The 13,722-nt window shown below is 61.6% G+C and carries 14 protein-coding genes; 4 read left to right on the forward strand and 10 right to left on the reverse strand.

Annotated elements, in window-relative coordinates; genetic code table 11:
* Window positions 1-16: 16 nt before the first annotated feature.
* Together NKJ46_RS26675 and NKJ46_RS26680 are read right to left on the reverse strand one after the other, a co-directional pair.
* The gene (locus NKJ46_RS26675) at window positions 17-817 is read right to left on the reverse strand and encodes a phosphate/phosphite/phosphonate ABC transporter substrate-binding protein (protein ID WP_352668852.1); all 801 of its coding nucleotides are present in this window, start codon (window positions 815-817) and stop codon (window positions 17-19) included.
* A gap of 83 nt (window positions 818-900) precedes the next feature.
* Entirely contained in the window at window positions 901-1,911 is a 1,011-nt protein-coding gene (locus NKJ46_RS26680) for a fatty acid desaturase (protein WP_352668855.1), read from the reverse strand.
* Between the two features lie 228 nt (window positions 1,912-2,139).
* On the opposite strand from NKJ46_RS26680, the gene NKJ46_RS26685 reads away from it, so the two are divergent.
* Together NKJ46_RS26685 and bmt are read left to right on the forward strand one after the other, a co-directional pair.
* Window positions 2,140-2,982 carry a helix-turn-helix domain-containing protein gene (locus NKJ46_RS26685; protein WP_352668856.1) on the forward strand — a complete coding sequence of 281 codons (843 nt, stop codon included), beginning with the start codon at window positions 2,140-2,142 and terminating at the stop codon, window positions 2,980-2,982.
* Between the two features lie 87 nt (window positions 2,983-3,069).
* A complete protein-coding gene (gene bmt, locus NKJ46_RS26690; RefSeq protein WP_352668858.1) occupies window positions 3,070-4,086 on the forward strand; it encodes a betaine--homocysteine S-methyltransferase in 1,017 nt (338 codons plus the stop codon).
* Between the two features lie 147 nt (window positions 4,087-4,233).
* Here the strand turns inward: bmt and NKJ46_RS26695 are convergent, their stop codons facing one another.
* The 5 genes from NKJ46_RS26695 to NKJ46_RS26715 all read right to left on the reverse strand — a co-directional run bounded on the left by NKJ46_RS26695 (window position 4,234) and on the right by NKJ46_RS26715 (window position 10,180).
* Window positions 4,234-6,336 carry a vWA domain-containing protein gene (locus NKJ46_RS26695; RefSeq protein WP_352668861.1) on the reverse strand — a complete coding sequence of 701 codons (2,103 nt, stop codon included), beginning with the start codon at window positions 6,334-6,336 and terminating at the stop codon, window positions 4,234-4,236.
* A gap of 2 nt (window positions 6,337-6,338) precedes the next feature.
* Window positions 6,339-6,899: an RNA polymerase sigma factor gene (locus NKJ46_RS26700; protein WP_352668863.1), complete on the reverse strand. Its 561-nt coding sequence runs from the start codon at window positions 6,897-6,899 to the stop codon at window positions 6,339-6,341.
* A 68-nt stretch (window positions 6,900-6,967) separates the two neighbouring features.
* Window positions 6,968-7,723 (reverse strand): dienelactone hydrolase family protein, encoded by a 756-nt coding sequence (locus tag NKJ46_RS26705; protein WP_352668865.1) that lies wholly within the window; start codon window positions 7,721-7,723, stop codon window positions 6,968-6,970.
* A gap of 104 nt (window positions 7,724-7,827) precedes the next feature.
* Window positions 7,828-8,499: a hypothetical protein gene (locus NKJ46_RS26710; protein ID WP_352668866.1), complete on the reverse strand. Its 672-nt coding sequence runs from the start codon at window positions 8,497-8,499 to the stop codon at window positions 7,828-7,830.
* Window positions 8,500-8,605: 106 nt separating this feature from the next.
* The gene (locus NKJ46_RS26715; RefSeq protein WP_292654762.1) at window positions 8,606-10,180 is read right to left on the reverse strand and encodes a trimethylamine methyltransferase family protein; all 1,575 of its coding nucleotides are present in this window, start codon (window positions 10,178-10,180) and stop codon (window positions 8,606-8,608) included.
* 308 nt (window positions 10,181-10,488) lie between these two features.
* On the opposite strand from NKJ46_RS26715, the gene NKJ46_RS26720 reads away from it, so the two are divergent.
* Window positions 10,489-11,187, forward strand: coding sequence for a cobalamin B12-binding domain-containing protein (locus NKJ46_RS26720; protein ID WP_023676506.1), 699 nt, complete (start codon window positions 10,489-10,491; stop codon window positions 11,185-11,187).
* An 81-nt stretch (window positions 11,188-11,268) separates the two neighbouring features.
* Here NKJ46_RS26720 and NKJ46_RS26725 read toward each other — a convergent pair whose 3' ends face one another.
* Complete coding sequence (locus NKJ46_RS26725; protein WP_352668869.1) at window positions 11,269-11,409, reverse strand: EncA/B family entericidin; 141 nt, start codon at window positions 11,407-11,409, stop codon at window positions 11,269-11,271.
* A 64-nt stretch (window positions 11,410-11,473) separates the two neighbouring features.
* On the opposite strand from NKJ46_RS26725, the gene NKJ46_RS26730 reads away from it, so the two are divergent.
* A complete protein-coding gene (locus NKJ46_RS26730) occupies window positions 11,474-12,115 on the forward strand; it encodes a DUF1638 domain-containing protein (protein WP_352668871.1) in 642 nt (213 codons plus the stop codon).
* Between the two features lie 15 nt (window positions 12,116-12,130).
* Here NKJ46_RS26730 and NKJ46_RS26735 read toward each other — a convergent pair whose 3' ends face one another.
* A complete protein-coding gene (locus NKJ46_RS26735; RefSeq protein ID WP_352668873.1) occupies window positions 12,131-12,661 on the reverse strand; it encodes a hypothetical protein in 531 nt (176 codons plus the stop codon).
* Window positions 12,662-12,702: 41 nt separating this feature from the next.
* Window positions 12,703-13,614: an NAD-dependent epimerase/dehydratase family protein gene (locus NKJ46_RS26740; protein WP_352668875.1), complete on the reverse strand. Its 912-nt coding sequence runs from the start codon at window positions 13,612-13,614 to the stop codon at window positions 12,703-12,705.
* Window positions 13,615-13,722: the final 108 nt, after the last annotated feature.

The following is a 13,722-nucleotide window of genomic DNA, read 5'->3' on the forward strand; positions in this document are numbered from 1 at the left end:
CCGAACGCGACGCGCTTTACGTGAACGCGGCGATCGCTTCGCGCATCGCGGCGACGATCGTTTCCGGCGTCGTCCTGGCCGTGATGAACGGCAAGCCTTTGCGCCGCCTTGTCCAGCCGACGACCGTCACCTTCTGCGCCGCAGGCTCGAAACGTTGCGCCAGCGCCCAGCTCTCGCAATCGATCGCCGCCACATCTGCCCTGCCCTCGGCAACAGCAACGACCGAAGCGCGGTGCCCGCAGCTCTCGCTCAGCCCGGAAAAGATATCCAAACTCTCGCCCAATGCTTGCAGGTCGCGTGCTGGCGCGATGATGCCCGACATGGAATCGAGGCTGTTGAAGGTGAAACGCTTGCTGCGCAGCAGATCGAGCGGAATGACGGCGCCGCCGTCGGCCGGCGACCTTGCCGGGTGTGCCTCGCCCGCCCTCATGACGATGGCGCTCGAATAGAGTTCGCCCTGTCCGCCTTCGAAAGCGTCGTAACGCGGCTGGCCGACGAGCTGGACACGCTGCGACAGGCCGAGTTCCATCGGTCCCCAGCAGGTTTGCGCAAAGAGCAGCGCCGGGTGCAGCCAGAGCCGGTGAAAATCCAGCTCGTCCGGCGGCAATGTCGCCGGATCGGACGCAATGAGTTTCCCCTGATCGTCGCGGATACCGCCAGGCACTGGAGGCAAATCGCCATTGCGGCGGATGATCGTCTCCGGCGCATCGATGCCTTTTTGTCTGAAAAGATCGCGCAGCCGCGCCCATTGCGCGTCGACCTCGTCCCGCGCTTCCGGCCAGTCGTACATCGGCAAAGCCGCAATGAATTCGCTCATGCCGGGGATTTGACCGTTATGCGGGAAATTGACAAGTTCAGGAAAGCGTCGTCCGCGCGGAACCGCCTGCAACAACGCAAGAATCATTCTTTCGGCGGCTCGGCGGGTACCGGTGCGCTGCCAAGTCCATTGAGGCTGCGTGCCCTGACGCGCGGCTTGAATGCACGGCCCGGTTCCGGCATGCGCCGCAGTACGGGATGGACGACCGGCTCCTTCGCCTTGAAGGCATAGGCCCTGAGCAGCGCGAAATAGTTCGGATAGGCGTAGCCATTGTTCATCCGCAGCCACTCGTCGCGGCGGTCGCGAAACAGTTTCGGCAGCCTGTACCAGGCCACCGTCGGGGTCTTGTGATGGACGAAATGCAGATTGTTGTTGAGGAACAGGAAGGACAGCGGCGAGCGCTCGACGATGATCGTGCGGCCTTCCGGATGTTCCGACCATTGGTGCTCGGCGTAGGTGCGGATCGAAATCAGCGACTGCCCAAGCCACACCGGCACCAGTATGTAGAGCCATAACGGCATGCCGAAGCCGAACTGCACGACAGGCAACACTACGGCGAGGCCGATCGCGTGCAGCAGCCATGCCTTACGGATGGAATTGTCGCCCGCGGCAACCTGCCTGGCGTCGTCAATGAAAAAGCCGATGCAGGAAAGCCACGGACCGAGCACCAAACGCCCGATCATCGTGTTATTGACCTTCAGCAGGAATTTCATAGCCGACGGCAGCTCCTCGTGCTGCCAGAGCGCCTTGTAATAGCTTTCGGGATCGTCGAGCGGATCGGTCAGGCGCTCGTCTGCGTGGTGGCGCAGGTGAATGGTCTTGAACCGGCGAAACGGCCAGACAAGCCCAATCGGCAGGAACACAAAGGCTTCGTTGAGGCGCGCGTTCCGGGTTGGGTGGCCATGCAGGGCCTCGTGCATCAGCGAGGATTGCAGCGCCGCAATCAGGGCCAGAAGGGCGAGCGCCAATAGCGGGTAACAGGGCCAGAGCAGAAAGCCGGTAGCGAGCCAGCCGCCGTAGCAGAAAAATGCGAGAAACACGGTCGGCCATTCGATGGCCGCTGCGCCGTGTCGCCTATTGCCCGTGCTCGTCATGCTATCGACCACTGCCTTCCAGTCGCCGGAACCCGTTTGATTCCTGACAACATTGTGTCAGGAGCGTTGCATTGCTGCAACGCGATAAAGCGCACAAACTGTTGCGATTGCGCATTTTCAGCTGCATATGTTATGCATTGTAAACAACGCACAGGATTCATTTACGCCTGAAGCTCCGCGTTCGCGGCTTCAGCGCAAATTTTTCCTCCCATCGAATGGGATGGCGATTTGGACAAGCGCGACCTGTCGACGATCTTTCGCGAGCGCCTGAAAATGCTCTTGACAAGGTCCGATTTGAATCAGTCGGCCTTCGCCGCCGCGGTTGGCATCGACCGTTCGGCGTTGTCACAGCTGCTCTCCGGCGCCTCGACCCGCCTTCCCCGCGCCGAAACGCTGCTCAACATCGCCGCCGAATTCAAAGTCTCGCTCGACTGGCTGCTCGGCCTCAGCCAGGACGAGGGCGTCACCGGTGAAATCCGCGAGAGCCTTGAGATCGAGGAGGCGCCGGACGGCTTCGACCGCACGCTGCTGGCTCGCTGGCATGCCGAGGCGGCGGGAACGAAAATCCGCTACGTCCCGGCCGGCATTCCCGATCTTCTGCGCACCGAGGCGCTTGTCGACTATGAAGCCGTCATCGCCAACAAGAGCCGCGAGGCACAGGCCGGCGAAACGCAATACCGCATCGACTACAACCGACGGCCCGAAACCGACATGGAAGTCTGTATGCCGCGCCACACGCTGGAGATCTTCGCGCGCGGGCTGGGCGTGTGGGACCGCTTTCCGGAGGCCGACCGCCACCAGCAACTCCTGCACATGGCGACGCTGCTCGACGACCTCTATCCAACCTTCCGCCTGTTTCTCTATGATGGGCGGATGCGCTATTCGATCCCCTACACCATCTTCGGGCCCTATCGCGCAGCCATTTACGTCGGCGACATGTATCTGGTGCTGAACGCCACCCAGCCGATCCGCATCCTGACCAGCCATTTCGACAATCTGATCCGCGCCGCGGGGGTCAACGCGCATGAGGCGGCCAGCTTCACACGAAAGCTGGCGGAGATGCGATTTTGACCGGTTGCTCTCCGTGCCGACATTGACGGCACATAAAGAATTCTTTATATCCTTATCTCAGTATTCTTCCGGGAAGGCGTATTTCACATGACCAATCCGATCGACGCTCTGCTTGCCGAAAAGGGCGTCCTGCTCGCCGACGGCGCCACCGGCACCAATCTGTTCGCAATGGGCCTTGAGGCCGGCGAGGCTCCCGAGCTCTTGAACGAGACCGCGCCCGACACCATCACCAGCCTGCACCAGAACTTTGTCGATGCCGGCGCCGACATCATCCTGACCAACTCTTTTGGCGGCACTCGTCACCGGTTGAAGCTGCACCATGCGCAGGACCGGGTCTACGCGCTGAACAAGCGCGCCGCCGAGATCGCAAGCGCCGTTGCAAAAAACGCTGGCCGCAAGGTGATCGTTGCCGGCTCCGTCGGCCCGACGGGCGAACTGCTGGTGCCGCTCGGCGCCATGACCTATGACGAGGCGGTCGAGGCCTTTGCCGAGCAGATCGAGGGGCTGAAGGCCGGCGGCGCCGAAGTCGCCTGGATCGAAACCATGTCGGCGCCAGACGAAATCCGCGCCGCCGCCGAAGCTGCCATCCGCGTCGGCCTGCCGTATACCTATACCGGCTCCTTCGACACCGCCGGCCGCACCATGATGGGACTGCTGCCGAAGGACATCCACGGCGTCGTCGATGGCCTGTCTCAGACACCGCTCGGGGTCGGCGCCAATTGCGGTGTCGGCGCCTCCGACATTCTCGCCTCCCTGCTCGACATGACCGAGGCGAAGCCGGAAGCAACGGTGATCGTCAAGGGTAATTGCGGCATTCCCGAATTTCGCGGCGCCGAGATCTACTATTCCGGCACACCGGAGCTGATGGCCGACTATGTGCGCCTAGCCGTCGATGCCGGCGCCAAAATCGTCGGCGGCTGCTGCGGCACCTCGTTCCAGCACCTTGCCGCCATGCGCAAGGCGCTCGATGCGCACACCAAGTCGGATCGCCCGACCGTCGAGCAGATCGTCGAACGCATTGGCCCGATGCGCAATAAGCAGGCGACGGTCAACGTCGCCGAGACCAGCGAAGCCCGCCGCGAACGGCGCCGCGGACGGGCCTGACACTTTCGTCTGCGACGCGGTCCGCGCGAGGCGGTGCAGCGCGAAAAAGGCCGGCAAGGTTTCCCTCGCCGGCCTGCCTCACCCGCCCGTTGGCCGGCACCCCCTATCAGAACGATCCCATCTGAAAGAAACCGGCCGTCATTGCCACTACCGGTTACCGCCGAGCGCCGAGGCAAGGCGCACAAGCGAGAGGAACTCGGACCGGTATCCAAACGGGTCGGCTCCTCTGGCGGCGGTGGCAATCTCCATGATCTTGTCGTAGCCGAACTTCGCGGTCGCATCCTCGTCGCGCAGCTTCTGGCCGAAGGCAGCGACCGCAACGGAGAAACGCTGGTCGGTGCTGGCCTGGTCGAACGACGCCACCTCGTTGGCTGACGTCACCGGCGTGGTGATCAGCTTCGAAGTGTCCTCGTTCGGCAGCTTGTAGCGGATCTTGACGAAGGCATATTCGTCGGCATTGGCAACACCGCCATTGTTCACCGAGGCCTGGCCGTAGCGGAGCTGATCGATCTGTTCGCCGCCGCTGCCCTTAGGCGTGATCTCGTAGATCGCGGTGACTGAATGACCTGAGCCGATCTCGCCGGCATCGACCCGGTCGTTGTTGAAATCCTCGCGGTTCAACGCACGGGTCTCGTAGCCGATCAGCCGATACTCCGAGACCTTGCTCGGGTTGAACTCGACCTGGATCTTCATGTCGTTGGCAATGGTGAACAGCGTCGAGGAGGCATCCTCGACCAGCACCTTCTCGGCCTCCGCCAACGTATCGATGTAGGCAGCGGTGCCATTGCCGTTCTGGGCGATGGTCTGCATCATCTGGTCGTTCAGATTGTCGCGGCCGAAGCCGAACACCGACAGGAATACGCCTGTCTTGCGCTCCTTTTCGATCAGCCGCTTCAGGTCGTCGTCGTCGGTCTGGCCGACATTGAAGTCGCCATCGGTGGCGAGCATCACCCGATTGATGCCGTCCTTGACGAAGGATTTCTGCGCCAGCCTGTAGGCTTCCTTGATGCCGGCCTCGCCTGCCGTCGAGCCGCCGGATGTCAGATTGTCGATGGCAGCGAGGATCTTGTCCTTTTCCGAAGCCTTGGTGGGCTCCAGCACGGTACCGGCATCGCCCGCATAAGTGACGATCGAGACGGTGTCGTCAGGTCTCAGCTTGTTGACCAGCAGCCGGAAGGCCGACTGCAGGAGCGGCAGCTTGTCCTGCTCGTTCATCGAGCCCGACACATCGATCAGGAAGACCAGATTGGCCTTGGGTTGCTCGGCCGGCTTCACGTCGAAACCCTTGATGGCGACATGCATCAGCTTGGTGTGCTCGTTCCACGGCGTCGGCATGACGCTGACGGTCGAGTTGAACGGCGTCGAGGCGGAGTCCGGGCCTTTCCAGTCATAGGGGAAGTAGTTGACCATCTCCTCGACGCGCACCGTATCGGCCTGCGGGATAAAACCTTCCTTCAGCGAGCGCCGCACGAAGGAATAGGAAGCGGTGTCGACGTCGATAGAGAACGTCGAGACCGGATCTTCGAGTGCGGCGTGCACCGGATTGGTCTTGAAATCCTCGATGCGGTCGTGGTTTTCCTCTTGCGGCAGCATCTGGTCGGCCGGCGCAGCGGCGGGCTGCTGTGCCATCAGCTTGGACTCGGCAACTGTGCCAGGCATGCGTCCGACCCGCGCGCCACCATCGACTGCCGGAGCCGCGGAGCTTGCGCCGCCACTCTGCGCCGGTTCGGGAGCATTGCGGCTGAGCACGTCCTGCTGCGTCAACCCGCCGACTGCGGTCGATTTCGCTTTCGGCGGCGATGTCGGCGCCACAAGCGCCTCGCCGGTGTCGCGGCTTTCACTGTCGGCGTCCGCCTTCTTCTGCTTGTCCGCTTCGGCAACGACCGGCGGTTTGACGGTCGCCGGCTTGTCAGCCAGCGTTTCGGTGATCTTATCGTCCCCGCCGAATTTGGGCCCGCCGAATTTGGATTCCCCCAACATGTAGATGGTGGCATATCCGGCGATCGGCAGGGCAACGAGCCCGGCAATAGCCGGCGTGGCGAAGAGTTTCTTTTGCATGATTTCGCTCCAGAGCCTTTGTGCTCGCTCTGTGAGACGAAACCCGCTCACCGATCCTTGGGCGGCCGGCAAAGTTTTTTCTTCCATGTCATAGGCGCGCAGCGCGGCCTCGAGGGCACGCGCCTTTGCATCGGCGTCGGGCGCCGGTGCTGCGATATCGCGCAGCCTGTTCAGTTGATTGTCGTCGACCATGGTCACACTTCCCCGGCTGAACGCATTAGCGTCTTCAACCGTTTCTTCGCTTCATGGATGTGCCAGGAAACCGTTGCCTCCGAGATTGCCATCGCCTCGGCGGCGGCGGCGTGGCTCAGCCCCTCGCCATAAACCAGCAGCACCGCATCGCGCTGCTTGTCCGGCAGCTTGCGCACCGCTGACCAGAGCGCCTCGGCTGGGTCTTCCGGCTCTACCGAGATTTCTCCCGAAATCAGCGCATAGGCGCCATACGCCTCGGTCTTGGCAGTGTCGCGGGCGGTCTTGCGCATCATGTCGCGCGCCGCATTCAGCGTCATGGTGTAGAGCCACGTTGTGAAGGCACCACTGCCGTGATAGTCGCGGATCGCGCGGCCGAGCCGGACGCAGACTTCCTGGGCGATATCTTCGGCGTCGGCCTTTTTCCCGCACCAACGATAGGCGGCGCGATAGACGAAACCATAGTGCCTTTCGAGCAACTTGCCGAAAGCACCCCTGTCTCCGCCCTTCGCCCGCCCGATCAGTTCGGCGTCGGAGGCTTCGCTTTCGTCCAGCATCATCGCCATCATTTGCCTGTTGGACGAAGGCTAATGGCGGTTCCTTGGGGCGATGGAAAGAATTTTTTGGCGGGCAATCACGTCGTAATGGTTGGCATGCCTTGGCCGAGCGTCTCCGCAAACAGCATCGTCAGCCGCTTCCAATGGCGTTCGGCGCCGGCTGCATCGAAGGCACTATGGTCCGGCATGCACCAGCCATGCGCCATGCCGGCATAGTTCTCTATGACATGATCAACCTCGGCGGCGCGCAGTGCTTCGGCCAGCCGCGCCGATTGCTCCGGCGGAAAGCTGCGGTCCACACCGGCAGTGCCGATATAGATCCTTGCCTTGAGCGAGGCGGCCTTCCGGTGCGGACTGTCGGCTGCGTCACCGGCCAGATTGCTGCCGTGAAAACTGGCCGCGGCGGCGATGCGGTCGGGATAGCTGGCCGCCGCGTTCAGCGCCCGCGCCCCGCCCATGCAGTAGCCGACAATGCCAACCGGCCCGGCCAGGCCTTGCGCAGCAAGTGCATCGAGGAACGCGCCGCTGTCGCGGATCGTCATCTCCTGGGTCGTGCCGCCCAGGAGACCTGTGATGGCGGCCTTGCTCCTCTCGTCGCCGAACGCAGTCTTGGGGTCGAACGGACCGTAGGGCGCATTGCGGTAAAAGAGGTCCGGCACAAGCACCGCATAGCCCTCGCCCGTAAGCCGCTCCGCCATCTGATCAAGCGCCGGTCGCGGACCGAAAACGTCCATGTAGAGGATGATCGCTGCCCTGGCTGGGGCCGCCGAACGGAACAGCCGGGCCTTGGCAATGCCGTCGCTTGTCTTGATCTGCATCGCTTGCGTGGCCATCATCCGCTCCGTTGATCTGACGTGCGATAGATACCCGCGGTGACCGTCGCGGCAAGCTGTAATGAGGCGATCTGCTTCAAGATTTCGTGCGGCATTCGGCGACGCTACAGACGCGCGAATGCTGCCATGTGAAAGGCCTGAACCTCGGCCGGATAGCGATAATCGGTACCGTAAGGACAGGCGTTGCGATCGAGGCAGCCGCCGGTGCGGCAAGGCATGCCGTTTTGCCCGCGCACATGGGCCAGACAGGTCTCATGTGCAAAACCATCCGCAGAATAGGCCTCGACCGGACAGGATTTCAGGCAAGGTTTTGCGACACATGTGTCGCAAAGGTGGATCACGTCGCGGGGTTCTTGGAGCGCGATTTCGTCTTCGAACAGCAGCGCGCCGCGATAGGCATGCCAGAGCCCGTATTGCGGATGCATGAGAATGCCGAGCGGTGACGGCTTCAGCCCCTCCGCACGCATCGCCCATTGCTGGAACGGCAGATAAGGCCTGTCGGACGGCGACACCGCGCGTGCCCCGAATCTTTCGGCCACGGCGCCGATCACTTCGCGCGACCATCTGTCGAGCGGATCGGCGATCGGCTGTGACTGTTTCTCCAGCCAGCGCAGGAAGTGCGGCCAAGGTGCGGCACCCGCCTGCCCCACCAGCAGAACGGATCTGGCGGCAGCGCCGGAGAAACCGGAAGGCGTTTCCTCAGCGCCTGCAAAATTGAAGCCGCCGCGAAGCATAAGGCCGTGGGCGGAAAGCGCAGCCGCGATTGTTTCAGTCATGCCGCGCTCGGGATCATCCCTTCTTGTCCGGATCGGAGAAGGCACTCCGCCAGACTTCCTTGTGGATGATGTTGGCGACTTTAGCCCCGCCTGATTCGGGCTCCTTTCAGGTGAAGGCGTCGGCCATCGACGCCTTCTTCCTGGCGATGAAGTCCTTCAGCCCATCGTCGATGCCCGGATCGAGATACGGCGCCTCGTAGCTCTCCAGCCAGCGGCGGGCGAGTTCGTTGGCGCGCTGCGGCGCGGTTTTTTCGCCTTCGGCCAGCCATTGCTCGTAGGAATTGTTGTCGGCGATGTTGGAACGATAGAACGCGGTCTGGAAATTGGCCTGGGTGTGATCGCAGCCGAGATAGTGGCTGCCCGGGCCGACCTGGCGGATGGCGTCCATCGCCTGGCCGTTTTCCGACAGATCGACGCCCTCGGAGAACTTCTGCGTCATGCCGAGCTGGTCGATGTCCATCATGAACTTTTCGTAGCAGGAGGCGAGACCGCCCTCGAGCCAGCCGGCCGAATGCAGCACAAAGTTGGTGCCGGCGAGGATCGTCGAGTTCAGCGTGTTGGCGCTCTCATAGGCCGCCTGCGCGTCAGGGATTTTTGAAGCACAGAGCGAACCGCCGGTGCGGAATGGCAGGCCGAGCCTGCGGGCAAGCTGTGCGGCGCCATAGGAGACCAGCGACGGCTCCGGCGTGCCGAAGGTCGGCGCGCCCGACTGCATCGAGATCGACGAGGCGAAGGTGCCGAACAGCACCGGCGCACCGGGCCGGATCAGCTGTGTGAACGACGCTCCCGCCAGAACCTCGGCCAAAACCTGGGTCAGCGTGCCGGCGACCGTCACCGGGCTCATCGCACCGGCAAGGATGAACGGCGTGACGATGCAGGCCTGGTTATGGCGCGAATAAACCTTCAGCGCCCCCAGCATGGTCTCGTCGAAGACCATCGGCGAGTTGGCGTTGATCAGGCTGGTCAGCACCGTGTTGTTCTCGACGAAATCGTCGCCGAATACGATCTTGGCCATCGCCACCGTGTCTTCGGCGCGCTCGGGCGCGGTTACCGAGCCCATGAACGGTTTATCCGAATATTTGATGTGGCTGTAGACCATGTCGAGATGGCGTTTGTTGACCGGCACGTCGACCGGCTCGCAAACCGTGCCGCCCGAATGGTGGATCGACGGCGCCATATAGGCGAGTTTCACGAAATTCCGGAAATCCTCGATCGTCGCATAGCGCCTGACGCCGTCGAGATCGCGCACGAAGGGCGGTCCATAGACCGGCGCGAACACTGTCGCGTTGCCGCCGATCTGCACCGAGCGCTCGCCATTGCGGGCGTGTTGGGTATAGACGGACGGAGCGGTCTTCAACAGCGAGCGGCAGAGGCCCTTGGGGAAATGCACCCGCTCGCCCTTGACGTCGGCGCCCGCCTCTTTCCAAAGCTGCAGCGCCTCGGCGTCGTCGCGGAAGATGATGCCGATCTCTTCCAGCACCGTGTCGGTGTTCTTTTCGATCAGCGCCAGCCCTTCCTCGTCCAGCACCTCATAGACGTTGATCTTGCGCTTGATATAGGTGAGCTGGGTGCCGGGGCCGCCGCCCGAACGCGCAGCCCGTCGGGCGGCGGCGCCACCGCTGGCAGCGCGCCCGCGCCGTGCGTTTGACGCTTCCTGATCGACCGGCGCGTTCTCACTCATAATCGTTCTTCCCTGGCTTTCGTTCTGGCCTGATTTACTCCGGCCGGGCTCTTGTACCGGCCTGAAATCCGTTTGCGGCCGCATATTGCGGTCTCTGGCCGGATCGTAGCCATGCACCCTATTCGAAACGGCCCGCCAGCGCCAACGCCTGTCGCAAAATCGACAAGAATTCCAAGAGATTTACGGTCGCTTTCGTTTTGCGGGAAGTCGCAAATCAGCTATGGACAACCGGCCCGTGCGGGTTAGGTATTGACGCGATATTTTTAAGCTGCCGCGATAGTTGTAGCCGGCAAGGAGCCTGAGAAAAAATGGCCGACGACGAGATCATCCTTTCGGAACTCTCCGACGACGAGTTGGTGCAGCAGATGCACGACGATCTTTATGACGGGTTGAAGGAAGAAATCGAGGAAGGCACCAATATCCTTCTCGAGCGCGGCTGGGCGCCTTACAAGGTGTTGACCGAGGCTCTGGTCGAAGGCATGCGCATCGTCGGCGAGGATTTCCGCGACGGCATCCTGTTCGTTCCCGAAGTGCTGCTGTCGGCCAACGCGATGAAGGCCGGCATGTTCATCCTGCGTCCGCTGCTTGTCGCCACCGGCGCGCCGAAGCAGGGCAAGATGGTGATCGGCACCGTCAAGGGCGACATCCATGACATCGGCAAGAACCTGGTCGGCATGATGATGGAAGGCGCCGGCTTCGATGTCATCGACCTCGGCATCAACAATGCGGTCGAAAAATATCTCGATGCCATCGAAAAGCACCAGCCCGACATCATCGGCATGTCGGCGCTGCTGACGACGACCATGCCTTACATGAAGGTCGTCATCGATACGATGAAGGAAAAGGGCATTCGCGACGACTATGTCGTGCTGGTCGGGGGCGCGCCGCTCAACGAGGAATTCGGCAAAGCCGTCGGCGCCGACGCCTATTGCCGCGACGCCGCGGTGGCGGTCGAGACCGCCAAGGACTTCATGAAGCGCAAGCACAACGTCCGCGCTTCGGCCTGAGTCAATAAATTCGGCACCGACGAGAAAAGCCGCGCCTTGCAGTGCGGCTTTTTTATTCCCAAATGTTTGAAATCGTGCAGATCAGGGTTTCTTGACGGTATCGTCAACCGCCTTCGCAGTGGATTTGATATCCTTACCGACGCCGCGCACCGTGTTGGCGCAGGCCGAAACAGCCAGGACGCAGGCGAGAATAGCGATTGGCGCAACGCGGAACAGTTTCATGAATGGTGTCTCCCTCAGGATATAAATTCGCTGGACAGCAACGAAGATGGATTAGACTCGTTCCATGACTACCGCGCGAAAACAACAATCCGATCAAGGCGACAGGCTGCTCGTCATCGCCTGCGGGATGATTGCGCGCGAAATTTTGGCGGTCAAGGAACAGCTCGGGCTCGACCATCTCGACCTGACCTGCCTGCCGGCGGAGTTTCATTTCTATCCGGACCGCATCGCGCCGGCCATGGACAAGGCAATCGCCAAGGCCAGGGCGGACGGCTACAAACACATCTTCGTCGGCTATGCCGATTGCGGCACGGGTGGCTTGCTCGATCGGGTCTGCGAGAAGCATGGCGTTGAGCGCATGGCCGGGCCGCATTGCTTTGCCTTCTACCAGGGCATGGATGCCTATGCGAAGGTCGCCGATGACGACATGATGTCGTTCTATATGACCGATTTCCTCTGCCGGCAATTCGATGCATTCTTCATGAAGCCGCTCGGCCTCGACAAGCACCCGGAGCTGATCAAGGACTATTTCGGCAACTACGAGAAGCTGATCTATATCGCTCAGACCAACGACCCGGAACTCGACAAGGTCGCCGAAAAAGCGGCGAAAATGCTCGGCCTCGCCTATGAGCGGCGCTCGACCGGCTATGGTGACCTGACTGGCGAACTCGCGCGGGTGGCCTCGTATCCAGAAGAAGTCCGTTAAGCGCCCGACTTCGGATTATTTGCTCTCGGATTGCGGATCCGACACGAAATCGACAACGCGGCCGTTGTCAAACCGGATCGGCCCCCTTGCTGTCGGGTCCTTGCGCAACGCCTCTGCAATCAAGGCTTCGATAGTGTCGAGGTGGGCCTGCAGAATTGAGCGGTTGCCCAGTTCCCAGTACTCGCCTTCATCAAAGACGTCGAACTTGTGGAAAAGAGGAGCAATTTTGCGAAGCAACTCAATGATCTCGATGTGCGCGTCCGATCCGGCAAACTGGGTCTTGCAAAATTGCTGCATGAAGAGGTCCCTGTCGAACTCGAACCGTAGGCGATCCGACTTGGGATGCGGCAGGCATTCTATCCCCATGACCGGGCCGATATAGTCCACGCTGCGTTCGTCGATGACCCGGTTGAGAACCATTTCGGACTCGTCTATCGGCCGAAATCGCCAGTCTCGAGCGATGGCAAACGCTTCGACTTCCTGCAACAGCGCAGCGTACTGCTCCGCGCCGCGCAGTTGCCCCTCAAAATGGATCGTAATACCCACGCACACGTCTCCGCAGAACACTCGGGACAATAGCTGCGCTTCTATTCGGTGGCCAGCGCCGCCAGCACATCGGCAAAGCTCGTCTTGCAGACGAAACCCAGCCGGTCCCTCGCTCGCGAAGCATCATAGACCCGGTCGATCGACGAAAACATCGTCCAGCCTTTCTTCGCGTAGAGCACCGGATAATCCGGAAAATAGCGTGCGACAACCGACGGTGCGTCGGCGATCAATGCCGCGCAATCGTCGGGCTGGAACGGTGTTGGCGCCGAAATGATGAAGATGTCGAAGCCCAATTGCGGCGCTTTCTCCAGAGCAGCAATGTGGGCGTCGGCTGCGTCCTCCACCGTCAGCCGGCGGAACAACAGCTCATTGGCCTTGGTGTTGGCGTCCGACTGTTCGATCACATGAGCCATGTCGTCCGCCTCGGGAAAAAACCGGGCGGTGCGCAACACGATCACCGGCAGGCCGAACTGCAAATGATAGAGCCGGCAGAGGTGTTCGGCTGAAAGCTTGGTGACGCCGTAGATGTTGCGCGGTTCAGGCGACATGTCTTCCGTCAGCCATGCCGCCCTGCGCGCCCCGCCGGTGAAGCCGGTGCGGATGGTTTGGGAAATCATCAGCGATGTCGTCGAGGTGAAGATGAAGCGCTGAACGCCAAAAGCTGCTGCCGCATCGAGCAGGTTGAGCGTGCCGCGCACATTCGTCTCGACGAAATCCTCGTTGCGATGACGTTCGATGTCAGGCTTGTGCAGCGCGCCGCTATGGATGATGGCCCCGACGCGGTTCTCCTCGACCGTCCGCATGACCAGGTCGCGATCGGCGACTGAGCCGACGATTGGCGTTTCCGAAGACGGAACGAGATCGAGGCCGATGACGTCATGGTCGAGGGCCCGCAGGCGCGGCGCCAAGGCGCTGCCCAGCCAACCGGACGATCCCGTCAGCAAGATCCGCATTCTTTTCCACCTCGTTTCTGCTGTCGATGCTCAGGCACGGATGACAGAGCGTGGCGAAACATTAAGGTATGCGCCAGACAAGAAAACAGGCTGCTCCAGCCGTCAAAA

This window comes from Mesorhizobium sp. M0166, from assembly GCF_040322255.1.
Taxonomy (GTDB): Bacteria; Pseudomonadota; Alphaproteobacteria; order Rhizobiales; family Rhizobiaceae; genus Mesorhizobium.